Source organism: Streptomyces sp. NPDC053513 (genome assembly GCF_044544765.1).
In the GTDB taxonomy this organism is placed as follows: domain Bacteria; phylum Actinomycetota; class Actinomycetes; order Streptomycetales; family Streptomycetaceae; genus Streptomyces; species Streptomyces litmocidini.
On sequence record NZ_JBITXP010000007.1, the window covers coordinates 165,900 to 191,988 of the forward strand.

General features: G+C 72.1%; 13 protein-coding genes and 2 pseudogenes. 6 read left to right on the plus strand and 9 right to left on the minus strand.

All coding sequences use genetic code 11. The features are described from left to right. Positions 1 to 121 precede the first annotated feature (121 nt). Positions 122 to 3,166, plus strand: a pseudogene (locus ACIGW4_RS14645) (alpha-amylase family glycosyl hydrolase); the annotation flags it as partial. Positions 3,167 to 3,257: 91 nt separating this feature from the next. On the opposite strand, the gene ACIGW4_RS14650 reads toward ACIGW4_RS14645, so the two are convergent. The 8 genes and pseudogenes from ACIGW4_RS14650 to ACIGW4_RS14685 form a co-directional block, all read right to left on the minus strand. Further along, entirely contained in the window at positions 3,258 to 5,309 is a 2,052-nt protein-coding gene (locus ACIGW4_RS14650; RefSeq protein WP_399580590.1) for a radical SAM protein, read from the minus strand. A gap of 106 nt (positions 5,310 to 5,415) precedes the next feature. Next, positions 5,416 to 6,360, minus strand: a complete 945-nt coding sequence (locus ACIGW4_RS14655) for an aldo/keto reductase family oxidoreductase (RefSeq protein WP_260174596.1) — start codon at positions 6,358 to 6,360, stop codon at positions 5,416 to 5,418. 35 nt (positions 6,361 to 6,395) lie between these two features. Then, a complete protein-coding gene (locus ACIGW4_RS14660) occupies positions 6,396 to 7,892 on the minus strand; it encodes a GMC family oxidoreductase (RefSeq protein ID WP_399580593.1) in 1,497 nt (498 codons plus the stop codon). Further along, a complete protein-coding gene (locus ACIGW4_RS14665; protein WP_399580595.1) occupies positions 7,889 to 8,830 on the minus strand; it encodes an adenosine kinase in 942 nt (313 codons plus the stop codon). Before ACIGW4_RS14665 ends, ACIGW4_RS14660 begins: the two co-directional genes overlap by 4 nt. A 94-nt stretch (positions 8,831 to 8,924) precedes the next feature. Next, positions 8,925 to 10,991, minus strand: coding sequence for a carbohydrate binding domain-containing protein (locus ACIGW4_RS14670; protein WP_399580598.1), 2,067 nt, complete (start codon positions 10,989 to 10,991; stop codon positions 8,925 to 8,927). A 96-nt stretch (positions 10,992 to 11,087) separates the two neighbouring features. Beyond that, complete coding sequence (locus ACIGW4_RS14675) at positions 11,088 to 11,387, minus strand: DUF664 domain-containing protein (RefSeq protein WP_399580601.1); 300 nt, start codon at positions 11,385 to 11,387, stop codon at positions 11,088 to 11,090. Positions 11,388 to 11,616: 229 nt separating this feature from the next. After that, positions 11,617 to 12,342, minus strand: a pseudogene (locus tag ACIGW4_RS14680) (sensor histidine kinase); the annotation flags it as partial. Positions 12,343 to 12,723: 381 nt separating this feature from the next. Further along, a complete protein-coding gene (locus ACIGW4_RS14685; protein WP_123456752.1) occupies positions 12,724 to 13,086 on the minus strand; it encodes a DUF1304 domain-containing protein in 363 nt (120 codons plus the stop codon). A 271-nt stretch (positions 13,087 to 13,357) separates the two neighbouring features. Between ACIGW4_RS14685 and ACIGW4_RS14690 the strand changes: the two genes are divergently transcribed. The 5 genes from ACIGW4_RS14690 to ACIGW4_RS14710 all read left to right on the plus strand — a co-directional run bounded on the left by ACIGW4_RS14690 (position 13,358) and on the right by ACIGW4_RS14710 (position 23,080). Beyond that, complete coding sequence (locus tag ACIGW4_RS14690) at positions 13,358 to 14,944, plus strand: sigma-70 family RNA polymerase sigma factor (RefSeq protein ID WP_399580604.1); 1,587 nt, start codon at positions 13,358 to 13,360, stop codon at positions 14,942 to 14,944. Between the two features lie 401 nt (positions 14,945 to 15,345). Further along, positions 15,346 to 17,709: a non-reducing end alpha-L-arabinofuranosidase family hydrolase gene (locus ACIGW4_RS14695; protein WP_399580605.1), complete on the plus strand. Its 2,364-nt coding sequence runs from the start codon at positions 15,346 to 15,348 to the stop codon at positions 17,707 to 17,709. Between the two features lie 39 nt (positions 17,710 to 17,748). Continuing rightward, positions 17,749 to 20,376, plus strand: coding sequence for an RICIN domain-containing protein (locus ACIGW4_RS14700; protein ID WP_399580607.1), 2,628 nt, complete (start codon positions 17,749 to 17,751; stop codon positions 20,374 to 20,376). Between the two features lie 567 nt (positions 20,377 to 20,943). Further along, entirely contained in the window at positions 20,944 to 22,320 is a 1,377-nt protein-coding gene (locus ACIGW4_RS14705; protein WP_399580610.1) for a nucleobase:cation symporter-2 family protein, read from the plus strand. A 61-nt stretch (positions 22,321 to 22,381) separates the two neighbouring features. Continuing rightward, on the plus strand, positions 22,382 to 23,080 hold the full coding sequence (locus ACIGW4_RS14710; protein ID WP_123456757.1) for a transcriptional regulator: 699 nt from the start codon (positions 22,382 to 22,384) through the stop codon (positions 23,078 to 23,080). Positions 23,081 to 23,328: 248 nt separating this feature from the next. Here the strand turns inward: ACIGW4_RS14710 and ACIGW4_RS14715 are convergent, their stop codons facing one another. Continuing rightward, a complete protein-coding gene (locus tag ACIGW4_RS14715; RefSeq protein ID WP_399580612.1) occupies positions 23,329 to 25,890 on the minus strand; it encodes a GH32 C-terminal domain-containing protein in 2,562 nt (853 codons plus the stop codon). Positions 25,891 to 26,089: the final 199 nt, after the last annotated feature.

Consider the following 26,089-nt stretch of genomic DNA (forward strand, 5'->3'; position numbering starts at 1 on the left):
CCCATCTGGAAGGGACCCAGACGTGCACGAGCCAGCCGCCCCCGCCCCCGCCGCACCGCGCACCACGCCCGCCCTCACGCGCTCCGGAGCGCGCGTCGCCCTCGCCACCGCCGTCGCGCTGATGGCGACGGCCGTCGCCGCCCCCGCACCGGCGGCGACCGGCCACCGGATCCCCGCCCCGCCGTCGGACCGGGCCCTCGCCGCCCAGCCCGCCCGGCACGACCTCACCCGCGAGCAGTTCTACTTCGTCCTGCCCGACCGGTTCGCCGACGGCGACGCCTCCAACGACCGGGGCGGTCTCACCGGCAGCCGTACGGAGACCGGTTTCGACCCCACCGACAAGGGCTTCTACCAGGGCGGCGACCTCAAGGGCCTGACCGAGCGGCTCGACTACATCAGGGGCCTCGGCACCACCGCGATCTGGATGGCGCCGATCTTCAAGAACAAGCCCGTCCAGGGCACCGGCAAGGACGCCTCCGCCGGCTACCACGGCTACTGGATCACCGACTTCACCCAGGTCGACCCGCACTTCGGCACCAACGACGACCTCAGGAAGCTGATCGCCGCCGCCCACGCCAAGGGCATGAAGGTCTTCTTCGACGTCATCACCAACCACACCGCCGACGTCATCCGTTCGGGCGAGAACCGCTACGGCTACCGCAGCAAGGGCGCCTACCCCTACCTCGACAGCACCGGCCGGCCCTTCGACGACACGAGGACCGCCGCCCCCATGGACGCCGACGGCCTCCCGTACACCCCCGTCACCACCCCGGCGGAGCGGAACGCCAAGAAGCCCGCCTGGCTCAACGACCCCACGATGTACCACAACCGCGGCGACTCCACCTTCGTCGGCGAGAGCGGCCTCTACGGCGACCACACCGGCCTCGACGACCTGTGGACCGAACGCCCCGAGGTCGTGCGCGGGCTCGCCGAGATCTACGAGCGGTGGGTCGGGGACTTCGCCGTCGACGGCTTCCGCGTCGACACCGTCAAGAACGTCGACATGGAGTTCTGGACCCGGTGGGCCACCGCCCTGGACGCCTACGCCGCCGAGCGCGGACGCGAGGACTTCCTCATCTTCGGCGAGGTCCTCTCCTCCGACCCCGCCGTCACCGCCCCCTACGTCACCCGGGGCCGTCTCGACTCCACCCTCGACTTCCCGCTCCAGCAGGCCGTCCGCGACGTCGTGTCCCTCGGCCGTCCGGCCTCCTCCCTCGCCGACGTCTTCGCCCAGGACTACCGCTACACCACCGACAAGGCCAACGCCTACGAGCAGGTCACCTTCCTCGGCAACCACGACATGGGCCGCCTGGGCGGCTTCCTGCGCAGGGACAACCCCGGCGCCGACGACCGGGAACTCCTCGCCCGGGCCCGCCTCGCCGACGAGATCCTCTTCCTCTCCCGCGGCAACCCCGTCGTCTACGCCGGCGACGAACAGGGCTTCACCGGCGCGGGCGGCGACAAGGACGCCCGCCAGACCCTCTTCGCCTCGCAGGTCCCCGACTACCTCGACGACGACCTCATCGGCACCGACCGCACCCACGCCACCGACGCCTACGACACCACCCACCCGCTCTACCGCTCCATCGCCGAACTCTCCCGCCTGACGAAGCGGCACCCCGCCCTCCGCGACGGAGTGCAGATCGAGCGGTACGCGGACACCCGTACCGCGGGAGTCCACGCCACCTCCAGGATCGACCCGAAGCGGCGGACCGAGTACCTGGTCGCGGTCAACAACGCCACCACCCCACGGACCGTCACCTTCCGCACCGGGACCTCGCGCACCTCCTTCACCCCGCTCTACGGACGCACCACGGCGGTCCGCAGCGACGGCGACCGTGAGGTCACGCTCACCGTCCCGGCCCTGTCCTCGGTCGTCCTCAAGGCCGGCCGCCCCCTGGACACCCCCCGCACCGCGCCCGCCCTGACGCTCAGGGCCCCGGCCGCCGGAGCCACCGGCACCGTCGAACTCTCCGCCGACGTCCGGGGCGGGGAACTGAGCCGGGTGGTCTTCGCCGCCCAGGTCGGCGACGGCCCCTGGCAGGTCCTCGGCTCCGCCGACCACGCCCCGTACAAGGTCACCCAGAACCTGCCCGACGACACGCCCGCGCGCACTCCCCTGCGCTACAAGGCCGTCGTCGTCGACGACCTCGGACGCGTCGCGAGCGGACGCGCCGCCTCCACCGCCGGAGAGCCCGTCGCGCCCACGCGGCCCAGCGCCGTCGCACGCGACTACGCCGTCGTCCACTACCGGCGCCCCGAGGGGGACTACACCGGCTGGAAGCTCGTGTCCGGCGGCACCACCGTCGAGTTCACCGGCCGCGACGCCTACGGCGCGTTCGCCTGGGTCAAGGTCGACCCCACCACCGGCAGCGTCCCCTACACCGTCGAGAAGGACGGCGTGACGGACGGGCCCCGGCGCACCGTGGAACTGCGGCGCACCGGAGAGGTCTGGGTCGAGGCCGGCGCCGAGGGCCAGTCCGAGACCGTCCCCGCCGGTGTCTACCCGCCGCAGGACGAGAGGAAGGCCGTCATCCACTACCGCCGGCCGGACGGCGACCACACCGGCTGGGGACTCCACACCTGGACCGGTGCCGCCGCCCCCACCGACTGGTCCCGGCCGCTCACCCCGGTCCGCAGCGACGCCTTCGGCGCGGTCTTCGAGGTGCCGCTGGCCGAAGGAGCCACCTCCCTCAGCTACATCGTCCACCGGGGCGACGAGAAGGACGTTCCCGGCGACCGCTCGCTCGAGTTCGGCTCCTACGGCAAGGAGGTCTGGCTCGTCGGCGGCGACACCGGCTACCTCCTGCCGAGCGTCCGCACCACGCCGGACCTCGACCTCTCCCGCTCGGAGGCGACCTGGCTCGACGCCACCACCGTCGTGTGGGACGTCAAGGCGACCGACTCCACCAGCCAGCAGCTCGTCTACGGCCCCTCGGGAAGCCTCGCGATCGAGGACGGCGCCCTCACCGACGAGGGACGCTGGCTGCGGCTCCTGCCCACCGCCCTGACGGAGGAACAGCGGGCGGCCCGGCCCGACCTGGCGCACGGCCAGGCCTTCACCGTCGACCCGCGCGACCGCGACCGGATCCAGGAGGCGCTGCGCGGCCAGCTCGTCGCCACCCAGCGCAACACCGCGGGCGCCCTCCTCGCCGCCACCGGAGTGAGCGGCACGGACCCGCGCTGACCCGCACCGGAACGCACCGTGCCCCCGAGCGAGCTCGGGGGCACGGTGCGTTCCGCCGGTACCCCGGTGTTCAGCCCAGCGGGTGCGCCGAGCGGGCCGGCGGACCACCGGCACGACGCAGGACCTCACCGCGGAGTCGTACGCGTGCCGGGTCCCGCAGTTCGCGGGCGAGGAGCAGCCCGGCCAGCTCCTCGGCCGGCACGTCGGAGCGCAGGGCGCGCACCGCGTCGATCAGCGCCGCGACCGACGGCACGTCGGCGGCCGGGGCCTCGTCCAGGAGCCGGTCGAGCGCGCGGGCGGAGGCTCCTGGCGTTCCGTTCGCCGGAGGCGTCTTCCCGAGGAGCGGGGCGGCCGCGTCGGGCGGGAGCAGCGCCGCGTACGCCGTGAGTTCGCCGTCCGGTGCGACCAGGAGGAGGTGCTTGGCGAGCAGCGCGGCCTCCGCGAAGGGCTCGGGGGAGGCGAGAGGGGCGAGCCCGGCCGCCGGGAGACCGAGCACACAGCCGGCGTGGAGCAGGATCTGCCGGACGCGCGTGGACTCGGGAGCCACCGGCAGCAGCTCTCCGGTCCGCGCCAGGAACCGGGCGACCACACCGTCGGCCTCCCGGGTGCGCAGCTCCTCGCCACCCCGGAAGTACCGGCCGAGATAGGCCCGCCACCACGCGAGCTGCACCCCGTACAGCCCGGCCACGACCTCCTCGTACGCCTGCCGGGACACCAGGCCTCGCTCCGTGAGGTCGCGCAGCAGCGGCACGAGCTCGCGGTAGACCAGCCGTATCCAGAGGTGGGGCGAGCGCTGCACGCCCCAGCACTGCTCCCGCACGTGATCGGCGAGGACCTCCTCGACGGCCGTCCCACCGGCGACGAGGTCCCTGTGGAGTCCGGTGGGTGTGACGTCGAAGCGATAGAGGTGGTCCTCGGCCAACGGCTCACGGGCGCCCGGCAGCCGGGTGTCGACGAACCGTTCCAGCTCGGCGAACTCCCCGAGCAGCGGTTCGGGAGCGACCGCGACGCGGGGGTGGAGCGGGTCGACGAACCGGCCCTTGATCTTGGCGATCTCCTCGGACAGCGCCTGGTAGAGGAAGACCTTGTCGAAGCGGTAACTGAAGGAGAGCCCGACGTACGGGAAGACCGTGCACCCCCGGCACTCCGGACGGAAGCCCACCTCCTCGTCCCTCACCCGCGCGAACTCCTCGTCCCGCACCGCGTCGGCCAGCCCCCCGCCCCACGGAACCGAGTTGTCGAAGGCGTGGTAGCAGGGCAGGACGAGCCGCCCGTCCGGGCCGACCGTCAGGATCCGCTTGTTGGCGTAGCACTGCGTCGGCGCGCTCGGGTCCTGCGTCTCCACGTACTTGCGGAAGTGCAGGTTGATCAGCGAGAAGGGGGCGTACAGCAGCCCCAGCAGCAGGTCGGGAAGGGAGCCGTCGTCGGGTCCGGGCGCCGCGGCGCGGCCCGGGCCGCAGGAGTCCCCTCCGGCCACCGGTCTGCCGTTCTGCTCCACCAGCTTCAGCTTCCGCGCCGTCCTGCGCACGTCCCGGACGGTGTCCTGCTCGTCGAAGTACTCGAACATGGTCGAGAAGTAGACGGTCACCCGGTTCTCCTGGGCGAAACGCAGCAGGTCCGGCACCTCGTCCACGTTCTCGCGCGTCACCACGCAGATCAGCTTCAGGTTCCCGGCGCCGGAGGCGACGATCCCCCGGATCACGTCCAGGGCCCGGTCGAGCGTCGGCACGCCCCGGATCGCCCGGTAGCGTTCGGGCCGCAGCGTGTCCAGGGACACGTTCATGGTGTCGACGTGCGGCACGATCGCGTCGATGTGCTTGGCGAACCGTATGCCGTTGCTGGTGATCTCGACGGTCATGCCGAGGGACTTCGCGTACTGGACGATGCCGTCGATGTGCGGATGGAGCACCGGCTCCCCGCCGGTGAAGTCGACGTAGCGGACGCCGAGCGCGTGCAGCTCGTCCAGGATCCGGCGGCCCTGTTCGAGGGTGAGTTCCTCGTACCCCTTGAACTTGTCGTCCTGCCAGACGTTGCAGTAGCCGCACAGGGAGTTGCAGCGGAAGGTGATGTAGAACCGGGCCGACTCGAAGGAGCCCGCCACGGTCGCGGCGGTGGTGGTCACGGTGTTTCTCCGTCCAGGGGGCGCACCGGGGATGGCCGGGCGTTCGGGGAAACGCCCGGCGCCGGAGCGGCGCCGGGCGGCGGGAGCGGTGCGGGACGCGGGCGGTTCACGGGAGCGGCGCGCCCCGCGCGGCCGTCCACAGCGCGTACCACTCCTCGTGATCGAGGCCGGGCGCCCGTCCCACCGCGTCGCGGCAGGCGCGGATCCGCTCCGGCCGGGAGGTCCCGACGACCGGGACGATCCCCGCCGGGTGGCGCTGGAGCCACCACAGCACCACGGCCTCCGGGGTGGTGCCCTTGGCCTCGGCGAGCCGGGCCACGAGCGCGCCCGCCGGACCGGCCTGCGGGTCGGAGAAGCGTCCGCCCGCGAGCGCGCCCCAGGCCTGGAGCTCGATGCCCCGCTCGCCGCAGTACTCCACGGTGCCCGAGGGGAAGCCGACCCCGGCGCCCGCCGGGGTGTTGACGAGCACCGCCTCCTCCACCCAGTCCCTGCGGTGGAGGCTCATCTCCAGCTGGTCGACGGTCAGCGGCACGTCGAGGAAGGACTGGAGCCGCGCGATCTGGGCGGCGTTCATGTTGGACACGCCGAAACGGCGCACCAGGCCCTGCCGGTGCAGGGAGACGAGCGCCTCCGCGAGCTCTTCCGGGTCGGCCAGCGGATCCGGCCGGTGCAGCAGCAGGACGTCGACCGCGTCGGTCCGCAGCCGGGCGAGGCTCTCCTCCACCCGGCGCAGCACGCTCGGGCCGCGCAGGTCGTACAGGCCCGGCCGGTCCGCCTCCGGGAGCCGGATGCCGACCTTGGTCTGGAGCGTGATCCGGTCGCGCAGCCCCGGGGCCCGGGACAACACCTCGCCGAACACGGCCTCGGACTTGCCGTACCGGTAGATGTCCGCGTGGTCGAACGCCGTGATGCCGGCGTCCAGCGCCGCCTCGACCGCGGCCTCGGCGCGGGCGACGTCGGCGGCCCCGTACGGCAGGGTGTCCCAGCCGCCGCCGAGCCCCATGCAGCCGTACACCAGTCGTCCGCCGCGGGCGGCGGGATCCTCCGTCATGTTCGTCGGTCCTCCGGGATCGGTGCGGTCGTGGCTCATGAGGCGGGCGCGGCGGCCATGGCGGCCGCCAGCATCTCGGCGGCGGTCAGGACGGGCAGCTGGGTGTTGGCGGCCGGGACCGTGGGCAGCACGGACGCGTCCGCCACCCGCAGGTTCGCCACGCCGTGCACCCGGCCCTCGCCGTCCACCACCGAGGACGGATCACCGGCGGGCCCCATCGCGCAGGTCCCCACCGGATGCCAGTACGTGCCGAGGCGGGCGCGCAGCTCCGCCTCGGGCAGCTCGTGCGCCGCCGTCCCCTCCGGCAGTCCGGCGAGCCCCTTCAGGGCCGCGGACTCGGCGAACCGGCGGGCGGTCGCGAGACCCGACCGGAGCACGGCCGCGTCGCGCCCCTCCGGGTCCGACAGGAACGCCGGATCGATCGCGGGAGACTCCTCCGGGTCGGCGGACCGCAGCCGCACCCGGCCCCGGGAGACGGGCTTCATGAGGAAGGCCGACACCCCCGCCTCGTACCGGCCCGGTGGCAGGGACCCGAAGAGCGGCGGTCCGGCGGAGGGAAGGATGTGCAGGTCCCAGCCGCCCTCGGCGGCGTACTCGCTCGCCGCGCGGACGAGGACCCGGTTGACGTACAGCTCGCCCTCCCGTTCCTTCTCGGCGAGGGCCGCGTCCAGCTCCGCCGTCGGCACGAGCGGCAGGAAGACGCCGGGCTGGTCGCTCAGGTTCGCCCCCACGCCGGGCAGGTCCACCGCCGGGGAGACGCCGGCCTCCCGCAGCGGGTCGGCGGGGCCGATGCCGCTGCGCATCAGCAGCGCCGGAGAGCCGAAGGTGCCGCCGGCCACCACGTACAGTCCCGCGCGGAGCGTGCGGGACACGCCGCCGGCGCGCACGACGACCCCCTCCACCCGTCCGCCGCGCAGGACCATCCGGTCGGCCACGGCGTTCCCGAGCACCGTGAGGTTCGCCCGCGCGCGGGTGTCCGCGTCGAGATAGGCGAGCGCGGCGTTCCAGCGACGGCCGTCCACGGCGTTGAGCAGCGGGAAGCCGTAGCCGGGCGCCCCGGGCAGGCCCGCGTCGACCTCGGTGTGCCCGAGTTCCCGGGCGGCCTCGACGGCGGCCCGGCTCCACGGGGACAGTTCGCGGTCGGGCACCTCGCGCAGGCCCATGCGGCGCACGGCCGCGGCGCGGTACGGCTCCATGGCCGCGAAGCCCCACCGGGAACCGCCCGCCCGCTCCCACTCGTCGTGGTCCGCCGCCGAACCCCAGGTGTTCCAGCAGCCGTTGACGCAGGACGAACCGCCGATCACCCGGCCGCGGAACCGATGGACGGGCACGTTCCGTTCCCACATCTCCTCGCGCGGGAGCGCACGGGCGTCGAGCGCCCCGCCCGGCCAGCCGCCCGGGTCCGGACCGTGGTCGGGCCCCGCCTCGACGAGGCACACGGAGCGCCCGCCGTCCTCGCTGAGCCGGGAGGCGAGCACGCAGCCCGCCACGCCACCGCCCAGGACGACGACGTCGTAGGAGTCGGCGGTCACGCGGCGCCCCCCGCGGTGGACCGGGCGCCGGTGAGGGCGGCGACCTCCTCGATCAGGGCCGCGCGGTCGATGGCGTCGCTCCCGGTGGCCGGTACGGTGCAGGCGTAGGCCCCGGCGACGGCGCCGTGGAGGGCGCACCGCCGCGGGTCCTCGCCGGCGAGGCGGGCGAAGAGGAAGCCGGCCGCGTAGGCGTCGCCCGCGCCGTTGGAGTCCACCACCGGCTCGCGCGGGGCGACGGCCGGGATGTGGACCGGGTCCTCGTCGGCGGCGGTGAGCAGGTAGGAGCCCTCGGCGCCCGCGGTGGCCACGACGACCTCGGCCCGGCCCCGCTCCAGGACGCGGCGCATGGTGGCCTCGGGATCCGGCAGGGCGGTGGTGGAGACGAAGACGACGTCGGCACCGTAGGCGAAGGCCTCGTGGTACGGGTTCTCGCCGTCCCAGTTGTGCAGGTCCGTGGAGACGGTGAGGCCGGCCTCGCGCAGGAGGGGCAGGGTGAAGGCGCACGGATAGGTGATGGAGACGTGCGCGTGGCGGCTGGCCGCGGCCAGCTTGCGGACCAGGTCCTCGGGGAGGCGGTCGGACTCCCGCGAACGGCTCTCGTCGTAGAGCGACAGCCTGCGGCCGTCCGGGTCGACGAGGTTGACGGCCCGCTTCGTACCACCCGGCATGGGGACCTCGGTGAAACCGATGCCCCTGTCGCGGTGGAAGGCGCGGACGAGGTCTCCGGACGGGTCGTCGCCGATCATGTCGATGTGGTGGGTGCGCAGCCCCAGGGCGTGGAGGCCGAGGGCCACGAAGTCCCCGGTCTGGCCCGCCCGGGTCTCGATGCCCGGCCGGATCATGTAGCTGTCGGCGTAGGGGAGCGGGAGTTCGGGGACGTAGACGATCGTGTCGACGCCCGACCCTCCCAGGACGAGGACGTCGTAGTCGCTGCTCATTGCTGTTCCTCTCGCGTGCGGGTGCTGTCGACTGCCGCGGACCGCGGGTGGGCCCGGCCGCGCCGGACCGGGCCCACCCGCGGTGCGGGACGGATCAGTCGCGCCAGGTGTCCGTGAGGGACGCGCTGCCCTCCGCCGGCACGGTGGCCGTGCGGTTGGCTCCGCTCTCCCAGGTGACGTTGCCGGCGGCGTCCTTGCGGACGTACTTGTAGGCGAAGGCGGTGCCGGCGGGCAGGTCCAGGCCGAGCTTCCAGACGGGGTAGCCCGACGGGTCCAGCTTGAGGGCGGCGGCGGGCGACCAGGAGCCGAGGGCGGGGACGTCGCCCACGACGTAGACGTTCTGGCCCGGGACGGTGGTCGCCGTGACCGCGAAGGAGGCGCCGGTCCGCGTCTGTCCGGCCGGGCAGGGGTTGCCCGTCGCGACGACCCCGCCCTTGACGGTGACGTCCCCGGACCCCAGGGAGTAGTCGGCGCCGTTGTTGTCGTCCCACGTGCCGGAGCCGTTGTTGAAGGCGGCCTTCAGGCCGGTGGCGGAACCGAGCACGACGCTCTTCTTCACCCAGCCGGCGCAGGCGGCCTCCATGGCGACGCCGGGGGACGTGGTCCACGTGCCGCCGGTCGGGGCGTAGTGGAGCCGGTAGGCGGACCAGTTCTTGTCGGTGCTGTAGTAGACGGTGGCCGTGCCGTCCGTCGCCCGGTCGCCCCCGATCGCGCCGACGTGCAGCGCGATCGCGTCGTTCCCGCCCACCGTGGCCGTGAACCTGCCGTCGGAGCCGACGGCGTACGTGGGGCCCGTGCAGCCGCCGCCCGGGACCGGGTCACCGTGCTGGACGTCGCAGTACGTCCCGGCCGGCAGCGAGGTCTGGAACGTCCGGGTGATCCCGCCGGCCTCGCGGTTGAGGGCGACGAACGCCTTGTCGCCACGGCCGAAGGCGATGGCGTTGTCGCCGTCGTCCCACCAGTTCGTGATGCCGGTGCCCTCGGCGGCGTTGCGGAACGCGACCATGTTGGCGATCTGGCGCCAGGCGTGCTGGCAGGACCATCCGTCGCTGAAACAGGCGGTGACGTCGTGTCCGTGGGGCGCGCCGTCGTCGCTGCTGCCGAACTCGTAACCGGAGTGGACCGACGGGGTGCCGTAGGGGTGGGCGAGCATGAAGACGTGGGCGAGGGTGTATTTGGCACCGTCGCGGTAGTTCAGGCTGTTCCCGTTCCGCTCGGTGTCGTGGTTGGCGACCATGCTGCCGCTCTGGCCGGAGGGCATGTATCCCCAGGCCTCACCGAAGTTCTTGAGGTAGGAGAGCTTCTCGCCGGTGAAGATCCGCTTGAGGTCCGTGGTGTAGCGGAACTCCTGGACGTCGCCGTTGCCGAGGTATTCCGTCGGCGAGACGGCCTCGCCGGCGCCGAAGATCGCCTCCTGGATCCAGTAGGCGTCCGGATCGCTCAGCCGGGAGCGGATGGCCGCGAGGTCGCGCGCGGGGACGTGCTTGACGGCGTCCACGCGGAAGCCGTCGACGCCCAGGGACATGAGGTCGTCGAGGTATCCGGCGATCCTGCCGCGGACGTATTCGCTGCCGGTGTCGAGGTCGGCGAGGGACGGGTTCCCGGCTTCCCCGAGCTCGCACTCCTGGACGTTGTAGCGGTCTCCGTAGTTGCTGCCGATCGGGCGGCGACACCCGTGGAAGTCCCCGTCGGAGTAGACGCCGGGATAGTCGTACTTGCCGTACCGCGTGCCGGCGGTGCCCGTGCCCGAACCGGACGTCATGTGGTTCAGGACCGTGTCGGCGATGACCTCGACCCCCGCCCCGTGGCAGGTGTCCACCATGTTCTTGAAGGCGGCACGGTCGCCGAGCGGTCCCTGGACCTTGTAGCTGACCGGCTGGTAGGCGGTCCACCAGGCGCTGCCCTGGACGCGTTCCTGCGGCGGCGAGACCTGGACGAAGCCGTAGCCCTTGGGGCCGAGGGTCCGTGTGCACTCGCGGGCGATGGAGTCGAAGTTCCACTCGAACAGGACCGCGGTGACCTTCTTGGCCCCGTTGGCGCTGGGGGAGGCCGCGGCGGGCGGGGCGGACACGGTGAGCGCGGAGGTGAGACCGAACGTCAGGGCGGCGGACGCGAGTAACGCGGTGGTGCGCCTGGACGCGGCGGTGAGACCGATCGTCATGGTGCTCCTCGTACGGGTGCGGGTGCGGGACGTGGCTCGTACGCCCCGAGGAGTCTGGAAATTCTTGCTGTAACTTTCCGCAAGATCTTGAGCAAGCTAGGGGTGAACTCCTGGGGGAGTCAAGGGTTCTGACCGGGTGTCCCGGCGCCCGCGGCGCGTGGCCCGTCCGTCGGTGCCGTCGTCCGCCGGCGTTCGGCGCCCGGGCTCCCACGGTCGGAACCACGGGTCGGGCCGTGCCTCGGCTGCCTTACGCTGCGGCCTGCTCCGCTGCGGAAGGACGAGACCGGTCCAGAAGGTCTCGCACCGTGCGGCGTGCCTGATCGGTCCGCCGATGCCCGACTCGCCGACGGAGGCCGTCATGCGGGCCTGCTCGTCCGTCAGGCCGTGGGTGTTCATTCCGGTCGCCGAGCCGGCGTTCGCAGGAAGCGTCGCCGCCGGGCCCGGACGGTGTCCGTGGTGATGCCCGGCTACCGGGCGGCCTCGGCGATCGCCAAGGACCTGCGGGTCAGCGTCCGCTCGGTGCGGCGACGGCGGCAGACGAGGTGACCGGGAGGCGGGGTTGGCGACCGCAGGACTGGTCGAGACCAGTCAGAAGGGTCCGGCGGTGCGTCCTGGTGGGGCCAGGTCAGTCAGGTCGGGCAGGGGCACGGAGTTCGATCGTGTAGCCGCCCTGAGGGGTGGGTCCGGCGGTGAGGGTGCCGTCGAGGAGTTCGGCGCGTTCTTTCAGTCCGATGAGGCCGTGGTGGGCGCTGGGCAGGGGGACGGTCGGGCGGGTGGGGGCGGTGTTGGTGACGGTGACGCCGAAGTGGTGCGCGTCGTGCCACAGGCGTACGTCGGCGCGGGCTTCGGGGGCGTGCTTGCGCACGTTGGTGAGGGCTTCTTGGACCGTGCGGTAGACGGTGCGCTGGGCGGTGGTGCTGATGCCGGCCGGCGGCTCTCCGGTCAGGGTGGTCTCGATGCCGCTGTCGGCGATGAGCTGCCGGAGGTCGGCGAGGGTGGGCTGGGGGGTGAGTTCGGTTGCCTTGCCGCCTGAGGCGCGGAGCAGGGTGACCATGTGGCGGAGTTCGTCGAGGGTGTTCGCGCTCAGGGTGCGGATGGTGCGGGCGGCCTCGCGGGCGTCGGGGTCCTTGGCGGCGACCTGCAGGGCGCCGGCCCGGACGGCGATGAGGCTGACCTGGTGCGAGACGACGTCATGCATCTCGCGGGCCAGTTGGGCGCGTTCGCGGGCCAGGACGGTCTGGGCGTGCAGGGCGCGTTCGTGTTCCCGAGCCTCCTCGACCTCGACGAGCTGGCGGGCCACGTCGTGCCTGGCCTGCACGAGCTGGCCGAACAGGAGGGGGGCGAAGGCCGTGGGGCGAACGCCTGACCGTCCCCGATCGAGCAGGACCAAGGAGGATGCAGCGAGACGGCAACGGGCAGAATGCCCGGATGTTCGGCATCGCCGCGGGGGAGCCGCGTTACTGGAAGGGTTCGAGCCCCCGCATCCGGGGGGTTCTCCAGCGGAAACCAAACTGTTCACGGCTCATCCGGGCGTCTTCTACGTGGCCGGCCGGCCCGATGCCAGGCTTCACCCGGGGCTGAACGCATGTGCTGCGGCGGTAGGGGCGGGGTTGTCCTGGCGGAAATCGGCGGACACCGACAAGGACGATCCCGACCGTCAGGTGCGGCTGGGCTTCCTGGGCTGATCGGGCCGGTCGAGGTCCGTCAGCCCCGGTCGGTTCGCCGGCACCGCTCAGTGGGCGGCCAGCACCAGTGCCAGACCGATCAGCGCCGGGACGGTCTGTACGAAGAGGATCTTCCGGCTGGCCGTGGCGGCACCGTACGCACCGGCCACGGCCACGCACACCAGGAAGAACACCTTCGCCTGGAAGCCCACGGGGTCGGAGGCCACCGCGCCCCACACCAGCCCGGCGGCGAGGAAGCCGTTGTACAGCCCTTGATTGGCGGCGAGCGCCTTCGTCTCGGAGGCGAACGCGACGCTGGTCCCGAACGCGGCCCGGGCCCGCGGACCGGTCCACAAGAACATCTCCAGGACCAGGATGTAGACGTGGAGCACGGCGATGAGCAGCACCACGACGGTTGCGATGATCGACATGGGCACCAGACTCACACACGACACCCGCACCCCGCTCCACCGCCCTCGCGTCGACACGCGGCGCCCCGCTCGATCACTCCCGGGGCCGGGCCCGTCCTGCCTGGGCGGCGCCGAGCAGGCCGTCCGCCGCCCGGACGCACACGCGGTACCGGGCCCTCCGAGTCGGCACGGCCCAGCCCGTCCACCCGAGGCGCGGGCTTTGGCCGTGTACCTTCGCCGAGGCTAAGGTATGCCGCCGACTCGGTGGATCACTCCCCTGGAGAAGGTGGGAATGGGGCTCATGGATGCGGACCACGCGGAGCTGGTCGTCGCGGCGCAGGCCGGTGACGGTCGGGCGCGCGAGGAGCTGATCGCCGCGTACCTGCCGTTGGTCTACAACATCGTCGGGCGGGCGCTGAGCGGACATGCCGACGTCGACGACGTCGTCCAGGAGACCCTGCTGCGCGTGGTGCGCGACCTGCCCTCCCTGCGTGCCCCGGAGAGCTTCCGGTCCTGGCTGGTGTCGATCACGCTCCGTCAGATCAACACCCACTGGCACCGGCAACACGTCTTCGCCGACCGGACCACGGTCCTCGACGAGGCACACCGGATACCGGACGCCGGCGCCGAACCCGTGGACGTGACGATCCTGCGGCTGCACGTGTCGGACGAGCGCCGCCGGGTCGTCGAAGCCGGCCGGTGGCTCGACCCGGACCATCGGATGCTGCTGTCGCTGTGGTGGCAGGAATGCGCCGGCCTGCTGAGCCGCGACGACATCGCCGCCGCGACGGGGCTCACGGTCGCCCACGTCGGAGTGCGCCTGCAACGCATGCGCGAGCAACTGGAGCTGTGCCGGACGATCGTCGCCGCGCTCGAGGCGGAACCGCGCTGTCCGCAGTTGGCCGAGACCGTCGCCGGCTGGGACGGTCACCATGCGTCGGTGTGGCGCAAGCGGATGGCGCGGCACACCCGTGACTGCCCGGTCTGCACGGCGACGACGACAGAACGGGTTCCGGCCGAACTGCTGCCCCTCAGCCTCACGACGCTGGCCGTCCCGGCCGGACTCGTCGCCGCGCTGGCCGCCAAGGGCCTGCTGTCGGGTACGGCCGCCGGGCCGGCCACGGCACACGTCGCCGTCGGCACGGCGACGGGGGGAGGCGGTCCGCACGGCGTGCTGGCCGGCAAACTCCACGCGGTCACCGCTCATCCGCTGGTGAGCCTCGCCACCGGCGCGGTGCTCATCGCCGGGACCGCCACCTACGCGACCTGGCCCGAACCGGCGCCTCGGGAGCCCGGGGTCGTCGCCGCCCCCACGGTCGGGATTCCCACGCCGATCCCGTCGCCCACCACCACGTCGGCCGAACCGTCTCGGGTGAGCCCGTCTCCGTTGAGCGCGTCTCCGGTGATTCCGTCCCCGACGGGTCCGTCCGCCGTCACGGACACCGTTCCCCTGGGTGCGCAGTCGCTGGAGTCCGTGGACCGACCCGGCCTGTTCGTCACGTACGCCGGTGACTTCGCGACGCTCGGCCCGGTCTCCGCGTCCAGCAGCGCGCAGGGACGGCAACGGGTCACCCTCACGGTCCTCGGCGGGCTGGCCGACTCACGGTGCGTCACCTTCCGCGCGGCGGACGGCCGGTACCTTCGCCATCAGTACCTGCGGCTGCGGCTGAGCACCGACGACGGCAGCGAACTGTTCCGTGAGGACGCCACCTTCTGCCCGCGCCCCGGGACGGTCGCCGGGTCGGTGACCCTGCACGCGCACAACTATCCCGGATCGGTCCTCCGCCACCGAGACGGCGGCGTCTGGCTCGACGGCTCCGACGGCACTCCGGCCTTCGCCGGCCAGGCTTCCTTCGTCGTCCGCAGGGCACGGGCCTGAGCCCCCGCTCCTCGGGCGATCCGGCCGAGTGAGCGGTGACGGCCGGTGATCCTCCAGCACGATCCGGCCGGCTCCCGCACCACGCCGTGACCAGCGTTCACCGTTGACGAGTCCGGCCGTGCCCTTTCCGCGGGCGCGACCGGACCGCGGCGCCCGGCATAACGCTTTCTGCCTGCGAGATGCATCACCGGGCGATCCCGCGGGCGGCCCGACTTTTCTGTTACGAGCCCGTGCGCTCGGAAGCCTCCACTTCAGGGGTGTCCTTCCCGCCGCCCGCCATGACGTGCCGGCGCGGCAGGACGACTTCCCCGACTGACGTGTCCCCTGAAGAAAGTTCCTTCCATGACGCAGCACATCCACGAATTCCGGGCGACCGGTGCGCAGGACTCCCGAGGAGAAGCATGAAGGGCCTGCACCGGCTCCGCCGGCGTCGCCGGACATGGGCGATCGGACTGTCGGCCACGGCGCTGGTGGCCGGTGTCGTGACGCTCCTCCCCAACTCCGCCGGAGCCGCGGCCCTGGGCACCCAGGCGGCGCCCTCGGGCAGGTACTTCGGCACGGCTGTGGCCGCCGGAAGGCTCGGCGACTCGGCGTACGCCGCGATCTCGGACCGGGAGTTCAACATGATCACCCCGGAGAACGAGATGAAGTGGGACGCCATCGAGCCGTCCCGCGGCAATTTCGACTTCGGTCCCGCGGACCGGATCGTCGACCACGCCAGGGCACACGGCCAGCGCCTGCGCGGCCACACCACGGTCTGGCACTCGCAGCTCCCCTCCTGGGTCGGCTCCATCCGGGACGCGAAAACGCTGCGCAGCGTGATGAACAACCACATCACCACCGAGATGACCCACTACAAGGGCAAGATCTATGCCTGGGACGTGGTCAACGAGGCATTCGCCGACGGTGGCAGCGGCCGGCTCCGCGGCTCGGTCTTCCAGACGGTGCTGGGCGACGGCTTCATCGAGGAAGCGTTCCGCACCGCCCGTGCGGCCGACTCCTCGGCCAAGCTCTGCTACAACGACTACAACATCGAGAACTGGTCGGACGCCAAGACCCAGGGCGTCTACCGCATGGTCAAGGACTTCACGTCCCGCGGCGTGCCCATCGACTGCGTCGGGTTCCAGAGCCACTTCGGGGCGGGCGGCCCGCCGGCGTCCTTCAGGACCACCCTGGCCGGCTTCGCCGCCCTGGGCGTCGACGTCCAGATCACCGAGCTGGACATCGCCCAGGCCTCACCCGCCCACTACGCGAACGCGGTCGGCGCCTGTCTGTCCGTGGCCCGGTGCACCGGCATCACGGTGTGGGGCGTCCGTGACAGCGACTCCTGGCGCAGCGGCGAAAACCCCCTGCTGTTCGACGGCAACGGCAAGCCCAAGCCCGCGTACACCGCCGTCATGAACGCTCTCCGGTCCGGATCCGGCACCACCCCGGCCGAGCCGACCGGCGGTACCGGGGAGATCAAGGGCGTGGCCTCCGGCCGCTGTGTCGGCATCCCCGGCTCCGCCACCGCCAACGGCGCCCAGGCGCACCTGTGGGACTGCGGCGGACAGGCCGACCAGCGCTGGACCTACACCGCCGCCAAGCAGCTGAAGGTCCACGACGGCAAGTGCCTGGACGCCAAGGGCAAGGGCACCGCCAACGGCACCTCGGTGGTCGTCTGGGACTGCAACGGCGGCGCCAACCAGCAGTGGAACATCAACACCGACGGCACGATCACCGGCGTCCAGTCCGGGCTGTGCCTCGACGCCGTCGGCGCCGGCACCGCGAACGGCACCAGGATCCAGCTGTACGCCTGCGCCTCCGTCGGCAACCAGAAGTGGACCGCTCCGTCCGGGAGGGGCGGCGGCACGTGTGCTCTTCCGTCGACGTACAAGTGGAGCTCGACGGGTGCCCTCGCACAGCCGTCGAACGGGTGGGACGCGGTGAAGGACTTCACCCACGTGGTGCACAACGGCAAGCATCTGGTCTACGCGTCGAGCGCGTCGGGAGCCTCGTACGGCTCGATGGCGTTCAGTCCCTTCACGAACTGGTCGGACATGGCGTCGGCCGGCCAGACCAGGATGAGCCAGAACGCGGTGGCACCCACGCTGTTCTACTTCGCGCCCAAGAAGATCTGGGTGCTCGCCTACCAGTGGGGTGCGTCGCCCTTCAGCTACCGCACGTCCAGCGACCCCGCCGACCCCAACGGCTGGTCCGCGCCGCAGCCGCTCTTCACCGGCAGCATCCCCCGCACCGAATCCGGCACCGGCCCGATCGACCAGACCCTGATCGCCGACGAGAAGAACATGTACCTGTTCTTCGCCGGTGACAACGGCAAGATCTACCGGGCGAGCATGCCGATCGGGAACTTCCCGGGCAGTTTCGGCTCGTCGTACACGACGGTCATGAGCGACACCGTGAAGAACCTGTTCGAGGCGCCGCAGGTCTACAAGGTCCAGGGCCGGAACCAGTACCTCATGATCGTCGAGGCCCGGGGCGCGAACGAGCAGCGCTACTTCCGCTCGTTCACGGCCACCAGCCTGAACGGTTCCTGGACGCCCCAGGCCGCGACCGAGAGCAACCCCTTCGCCGGCAGGGCCAACAGCGGTGCCACCTGGACCGACGACATCAGCCACGGTGATCTGGTCCGCGGCAACCCCGACCAGACCATGACCATCGACCCCTGCGACCTGCGGTTCCTCTACCAGGGCAAGTCCCCGAACGCGGGCGGCCCCTACGACCGGCTGCCGTACCGGCCGGGCGTCCTCACCCTGCAGCGCTGAGCTGCCCGATCCACGGTCGCACAAGGAGAAACACCCCCCATGAACAACCCCACGAACGGCGGGCGCCGCGGGCGTCACCGCCGCCGCAGGACCGCCACCGCCCTGCTGCTCGGTGTGCCCGTCACCGTCGTGCCGTACTTCCTGTTCGTGCAGGACGACTCGCAGGCCGCGACGGTCGACAGCGGTGCCTACTACCGGCTGCTCTCCGTGCGCAGCGGCAAGGCGCTGGACGTCAACGCCTTCTCCACCGCCGACGGCACCCGCATCCAGCAGTGGACCGACCAGAACACCGCCAACCAGCAGTGGAGGCTGCGCCCCACGGGGGGCGGCTACTACGAGCTGGTGAACCGCAACAGCGGCAAGGTGCTGGGCATAGCGGGCGCCTCGACCGCCCGGGCGGCCGTCGCCGAGCAGCAGACCGACAGCTCCTCCGCCTCCCAGGAGTGGCGGATCGACGAGGTGAGCGGTTCCGACGCGGTCATCCTCACCTCCCGCGGGAGCGGCCAGGTCCTGGACGTCTCCGGAGGTTCCACGGCCGACGGCGCGGCGGTCATCCAGTATCCCGGCCATGGCAGTACCAACCAGCAGTGGAAACTGGTGAGAACGGCCGAGGCCCCGACCACCGGGACCGGACCGTACGCGTGGAAGAACGCCCAGGTGGTCGGCGGCGGTTACGTCACCGGGCTGGTGTTCAACCCACGGGAGAAGGGCCTGCTGTACGCGCGCACCGACATGGGCGGCGCCTACCGCTGGGACAGCGCGGCCGAGCAGTGGATCCCGCTGACCGACTGGCTCGGCGAGAAGGACTGGAACCTGCTGGGCGTCGACGCGCTGGCCACCGACCCCGTCGACCCCGACCGGCTCTACCTCGCGACGGGCACCTACACCAACGACTGGGCCGGCAACGGCGCGCTCCTGCGCTCCACCGACCGGGGCCGCACCTTCCAGCGCACCGACCTGCCGTTCAAACTGGGCGGCAACGAGGACGGCCGCGGGGCGGGCGAACGGCTCGTGATCGACCCCTCGGACAACCGCACCCTGCTCCTCGGCACCCGTAAGAACGGGCTGTGGCGCAGCACGGACAGCGGTGTGACGTGGCGGCAGGTCTCCTCGTTCCCCGTCAAGGACGGGGCGAGCAGCGGCGCGGGCATCTCCTTCGTGACGTACGGCCCGGCCGGGAGCAGGACGGTCTACGTCGGCGTCGCCGACAGGTCCACCTCCCTGTACCGCTCCACCGACGGCGGCAGCACCTGGCAGGCCGTCCCCGGGCAGCCCACCGGCCAGATGCCACAGCACGGCGTGCTCTCCGGTGACGGCTCGCTGTACCTGACGTACACCGACGTGCCCGGACCCAACGGCGTGACGGCGGGCTCGGTGTGGAAGCACACACCGGCCGACGGAGCGTGGAAGAACGTCTCCCCGTCCCAGGGCGGTCACGGGTTCTCCGGGCTGGCCGTCGACCCGCGCAAGCCCTCCACGGTGATGGTCACCACCCTCGACCGCTGGTGGCCCGAGGACGAGATCTACCGGACCACCGACGGCGGCGCGACGTGGACGGCACTGTCCGGGAAATCGGTGCGGAACGCCTCGGCCGCTCCGTACGTCGGCACCCACACCGGACACTGGATGACCGCCCTGGCCATCGACCCCTTCGCCTCCGGGCACGTGCTGTACGGCACCGGCAACGGCATCTGGCGCAGCAAGGACGCCGACGCCACCGACAGCGGCGGCACCAGTCACTGGACCGTGGGGGCGCGGGGGCTTGAGGAGACCGCGCTGATGGACGCGATCGCCCCGCCCGGCGGTGCCGCCGTCATCACCGCCATGGGCGACCAGGGCGGTTTCCGCCACGACGACCTGACCAAGGTGCCCGCCGGGCGGCTGGGCAACCCGATGATGACCAACAGCACCGACATCGACTTCGCCCAGTCCGACCCCTCGGTGATGGTCCGCGTCGGCCGTGGCGGCGCGCAGGACGGCGCCTACTCCACCGACGGCGGCATCAGCTGGAACGGCTTCAGGACGGAACCGGTGGCCGGCGCCCAGGACGGCCGTGTCGCGCTCTCGGCGGACGGCTCGACCATCGTCTGGACCGAGGCCGGTCAGGTCCCGTACCGCTCGACCGACAGGGGGACGAGCTGGTCGAAGGTCGGCGGCCTGGGCACCGACGCCGTGGTCGTCGCCGACCGCTCCTCGGCCAGGACGTTCTACTCACTGGCCGGCGGCACGCTCCACGCCAGCACCGACGGCGGCGCGACCTTCACCGCCCGGGCCACCGGCCTTCCCGCCGACGGCCGGCTCACGGCCGTCCCCGGTGTCGCGGGAGACCTGTGGATCACCGGTGGTGGCCAGGGGCTGCTGCACTCCACCGACGGCGGCCGCACCTTCACCACGCTCACCACGGTGAGGTCCGCCTCCGCCCTCGGCTTCGGCAAGGCCGCACCCGGCGCCTCCTACCAGGCCCTCTACCTGATCGGCACCGTCAAGGACGTCACCGGGGTCTTCCGCTCCACCGACAAGGGCGCCACCTGGCTCCGCGTCAACGACGACGCCCACCAGTGGGGCAGCATCGGCGGTGTCGGCGTCGTCACCGGCGACCCCGACACCTTCGGCCGCGTGTACGTCGGCACCAACGGGCGAGGCCTCCAGTACGGCGACCCGTCCTGACCCCGACGCCCGAGCGGACGCACGCGTGCGCCTGAGCTGACGCGACATCAGCGATGGAAGCCGCCCTTCCCGACCGAGGGGACATCTCGGCGGGAGGGCGGCTTTCCGCTGTGGAGCAGCCGGGGTTCGCGGGCGGCGCGTCGTCCTCGTCCACGACGAAGCCGCAGGACCCGGATCCGGCTCCGTCGCCCCTGGGTCGGTGAGGGGCAACGAAATCCGCACTCGACGTGGGCGATGTCCATGGATTCGTAAGTTACTGAAGGGTTTTGGTTAAAAAACCATGGCCTACCGCCTTGCGTGACGCCCTGCCTGTCCGCAAGGATCTGTGCCTGGCCCGGGCCCTTCACCCCGGCTCCCTCACGCCTCCATGTCTGGACGCCTGGCCGCGCCGGTAACCCCGTGCCGCCAGCCGGTGAACCGCCTGATCCGCGCGGCCGCCCGGACTCCTCCCTTCGAGGCCCTCCGCGCGACCCGGCGTCGCGCTCCCTCTCATTCACCTACCCTCAAGGCAAGGCAGAGATGGCACCACAGGCATCGCGCCGACGATCCCTCACCACCCCGCACCCGGTGGACGAGGTACTTCCACTCCCCACCCTCGCGCTCTACGGATTCCAGCACGTCCTGGCCTTCTACGCCGGTGCGGTGCTCGTACCGGTGATCCTCGGCAGCAGCCTCGGCCTTTCCGGGCAGGAGCTCGTCTACCTCATCAACGCCGACCTGGTCACCGCCGGGATCGCCACCATCATCCAGGCCTGGGGCTTCTGGCGGATCGGAGCCCGGCTCCCGCTCGTCCAGGGCGCGACCTTCACCGCGGTCTCGCCCATGATCGCCATCGGACAGGGTGCGGGCGGCGGCACCGCCGGCCTCCTCGTGGTGTACGGCGCCGTGATCACGGGCGGGGTCGCGGCCTTCCTCCTCGCCCCTTTCGCCGGGCGGCTGACCGCGTACTTCCCCCCGATCGTCACCGGCACCCTCCTCACGGTCATCGGCGTCGTCCTCATCCCGGTGGCGCTCCAGGACGTCGGCGGCGGCTCGGCACTCATGGACGGGCCCCACTACGGGGACCCGGTCAACCTCGCGTACGCGGGTGGAACCCTCCTGTTCATCCTGCTGGTGATGCGGTTCGGCGGTCCGCCCCTGCGCAGCGTCGCGATCCTGCTCGGACTGGTGGGAGGAACCGCCGTCGCCTGGCTGCTCGGCGACGCCGACCTCGGGGCGGTCGACCAGGCGGACTGGCTCGGCGTCAGCACTCCCTTCCACTACGGCCTGCCGCACTTCTCGGTCTTCCCCATGCTGGCGATGGTCGTCGTCATGCTCATCACCATGGTGGAGACCACGGGAGACGTGTACGCCATGGGCGAGATCACCGGACGGAGGGTCGACGGCGACACGGTCAGCCGCGCGCTGCGTGCCGACGGCGTCGCCACCGTGCTGGGCGGGGTGTTCAACTCCTTCCCGTACGTGGCGTTCGCCGAGAACATCGGTCTGGTGCGCATCTCCCGCGTCACCAGCCGGTTCGTCGTCGTCGCGGCCGGCGTCCTCATGATCCTCATCGGCCTGGTGCCGAAGGCCGGAGCCCTGGTGGCCTCCGTCCCCCACCCCGTGCTCGGCGCGGCGGCCGTCGCGATGTTCGGCATGGTCGCCACCGTCGGCATCCAGATCCTCGGCAAGGTCGACCTGCGGGAGGAGCGCAACGCCGTCATCCTGGCCGTCAGTCTCGGCACCGCGATGCTCCCGACGGCCGTCGCGCCCTTCTTCGAGCGCATGCCGACCGAGGTGCGGGCCGTCCTGGGCAGCGGAATCACGCTCGGCACGCTGACGGCGGTCCTGTTGAACCTGTTCTTCCACGTCTTCGAGAGCCGCCGGACGCGAAAGGACATCGACTGGGACGGCCTCGCCGCGTACGACGACGGGACGGGTACGCAGACCGCCACGGCCCGCTGACCCCCTTCCCGCTCCGCCGAGCCCGGCGTTCCGCGGAGCCGCTCACCGAGGTGATCTGCACATGCCCACCCCTCCGTTCTCTCCCGCCCAGGCCCGGGCCGCCCGTCTCCGTATCGGCCTGACCCATGAACAGGTCGTCGTCGGCATGGCGCAGCTGGGGTTGTACCGCTCGGTGGAGGCCCTCGTGTCCTGGGAGTCGGGGGCGGTGGCGCCCTCGGAGGCCGAACTCTTCGCGCTGGCCAGCGCGCTGTGGTGCCCTGTGCCGGTGCTCATGGACCGGAAGCCGAGATCTCTTCGCGAGCATCGCCTGGCCCGGCAGTTCAGCGCCGAGCGGCTGGCCCGGCGCATCGGCATGGACGCGCACGACTACGCCCGCGCCGAGAGCGACCACCGCTGGAGCGGAACCGACCGACAGGCCCTGCTGCTCGCGGACGCCCTGGGCCTCGAACCGGGCGAACTGCTGAGGGCCATCGGGCGGGCCGGCGACCTCGACGGCCGGCTCCGCCAGGCCGTCGAAGGCCGCTGGAAGCAACACGCCGGCCCGCTCGCGCGGCTCGTCGGCGCACCCGAGCGCACCGTGGCGCGGGCGCTGCGCACCCTGCACCAGGAGTACGCCCGCTTCAACGAGCGCTACATGGGCCATCTCGTGGCCCGCAGCGACAGTGCGCGACTGAAGGAGATCGCCGCGGAACGGACCGAGTGGCTGCACGCCCTGTCGGACCGTTTCCTCCACCTCGTCGCCCATGACTCCTCGACCTGAGAGCGCGATCCGCGCGGGGGCGGGGTGCGGGCAGGGGGGCTCGGGAGGCTGAAGCGGCGCGCCCCGGCCCCCCACCCACGGGACTGCTCCGTGGCCGGCCTCCGTGTGGGGGCCGCGGTTCCGGCCCGGTGTCGGGCAGCGGCTCGTCGACCACCGCCTTCCCGTCGGGCCGCAGGCCGTGGGCGCGGTGCTCGGCCCACACCGTCGACGGATCCGCGCAGGCGGCTCGATCGCGACGGGCGTGGGGTTCAGTCGCGGTATGACCCCACCTGCCTGACCTCGGCGCTGTCCAGGCGGGCGGAGCCGCCTTCGGCGAAGAGCCGGATGCCGTCGCTGTCCGGGCTCGGGAAGATCTGGTCCGTGATCACGGCCTCTCCGTCGCCGCCGAACACCTCCACCGAGGACCAGTCGACCAGGATGCGGAGCTCGACCCTGCCGTTCCGGGGCGTCAGCGGCGCGCGCTGGACTCCGGGGAAGTCGCCGTGGAAGTCGACCGCACCCGACCGGGTCCGGTCGACGTACAGCTCCTGGGTCGTGGTGTCGTAGCCGATGACCGTCTCCTGCCCCTCGCCCGCGCGGACCGTGAACCCGAACCGCTCGGCGTCCCCCGGGGAGAACGTGGCCCGGATGTCGAGCGCCTTGCCGTCGGCACGGCCTCCTGCCAGTGGTGCGGAGCCTTCCGCGATGTTCAGGTCGCGGACCCCGACCGCGGGCCCGGCGTACAGCGACTCCAGCGTGGACACCGGCCGCTGGGTGAGCCGGATCCGGCCGTTCACGGTGCGCAGCGCCATCTCGCGCGGAACGCTCTGCGCGCTGCGCCAGGGAGAGGTCGGAATCTGGTTGCCGTACTGCCAGTTGTTCATCCAGCCGATCATGCGGCGCTTGCCGTCCGGGGCGTTCTCCCAGGAGACGGCCGCGTAGTAGTCCTTGCCGTGGTCGACCCAGGAGGCCCGCCGGACGCTCGGGACCGCCGGCCGGTCGGCGGCGACGAAGTGGTCGGCCAGGATGTGGCCCCAGCCGCCCCTGTTCATGTCGACGATCTGGACGGTGGCCTGCTTCCCCCGGTGGGCGCGCAGGTCGAAGGAGGCCCAGTCCAGGCTCCCGCCGTCCCCGCCGGTCACGCTCTGGACGACCTCCCCGTCGACGAGGAGGTTGACCGCCGTCTCGGTCGAGCGCGGGCGCGCCGGGGTGTCGGACAGCATGACCTGGTCGAGCAGGATGTGGCCCCAGCCGCCGGTGTTCCGGTCGACGACCTCGATGTGCGCGGTCCTGCCCGCGAGGTCGCCGACGTCCCAGGAGGCCCAGTTGAGCTCCTCCGAGTCCGAACCGGTGGCGCTGCGCACGGTCTTGCCGTCGACGACGAGTCGGACGGCGGTGGGCGTGTCGGATCCGGAGGGGTGGTTCCCGCCGCCGATGAGGAAGTTGACGTGCTTCGCGGTGAGGGTGAACCCGGGCGAAGTGAGGGTGCCCGTGGTCGCGTCGCCGCCGAGGAAGCTGTTCACCAGGCCGTCGCCGTTCTGGCCGGTCACCGTGGTCTGCCCGGGGAGCGTGCCGCGTGCGGGGCCGCTGCCGAAGGCGGTGCCCGTGGCGGTCCAGGAGCCGTAGCCGTCCTGCTCGAAGTCGGCGAGAACCCGTCCCTCGGGCGCGGGGGAGTCGCCCGTCACGGAGCCGGGGACGTGCGGGTGACGGCCGCCGGCCACCTTGAAGTTGAGGTACGGGCTGTCGACGGTGAAGGGAGGTGAGGTGAGGGTGCCGGTCTCGGCGTCGCCGGCGTGGAAACTGTCGACGAGCCCCTTGCCCTCGTAGCCGCTCGTGCCCGACGTCCCGGGCGCGGGGGCCGGGACCGGTCCGTCGCCGAAGGCGGTGCCGGTCGTCCGCCAGGTGCCGTAGTCGGGGCCCTCGAAGTCCTGCACCACCACTCCGGGCGGAGGCGTGTAGGAACCGTCGTCGTCGGGAGTGAACCGCTTGCCGTCGAAGTCGCCCACGAAGTACTGGGCCGCCGAACCACCGGCGATGCCACCGGGGTTGATGTTGACGACGAGCACCCACTTGACGCGCTCGGGGTCGCCGTCGACGGGCAGCGGGAACAGGTCCGGGCACTCCCAGACGCCGCCCACCGCGTTCTGCGGGCCGAAGTCGCTCAGACGGGTCCAGCTCTTGAGGTCCTTGGAGGAGTAGAACCGGACCTTGTGCTCGGCGGACAGCGACACCGTCATCAGCCAGCTCCTGGTGGGCGCGTACCACTGGACCTTGGGGTCGCGGAACTCCTTCGACCCGATGTCGAGCACGGGGTTCCCGGTGTACTTGGTCCAGGTGCGGCCGCGGTCGGTGCTGTACGCCAGGGACTGGGCCTGCTTGCCGCCGTTCTTGAAGTGGCTGGTGTAGACGGCCACCATCGCGGGGTTCTCCCTGGTCCCGAACCCCGTGGTGTTGTCGCGGTCGACGACGGCGCTGCCGGAGAAGACCATCTCCTCGTCGTCGTGCGGGATGGCGAGGGGGAGTTCCCGCCAGTGCACCAGATCCTTGCTGACGGCGTGGCCCCAGGACATGTTTCCCCAGGTGTCGCCGCTCGGGTTGTACTGGTAGAAGAGGTGGTACTCGCCCTTGAACCAGACCAGTCCGTTGGGGTCGTTCATCCAGTTCTTCGCGGGGCTGAAGTGGAACTGGGGGCGGTACGTCTCCGTGTACGGACGGCCGGCCTCCGCCGCCGCGGGCGGCGGGGCGACGGCGGTGACGGCGAGCGCGCAGGTCGCGGCCGCGGCGGCGACCAGGCGCAGCGGGACACGACGGCGGGCGGGGGCTGGGCTCATGGTTTCTCCTGCACTGGGGACGGCGGCGTCGTGTTCGCGTCCGTTGCGGTGGTGCGACGCCGGGGGATGCGCAGTGCCGGGCGGTGGGGGCGGCCCGGGAACGGGATGTCATCGATGACACATGACGGCGACGACATCCGCTGGGGAGTGATGATGTGCGGGCTCCGGGCGGCGCGTCAATGCCCCGGGGCGAGTCCGT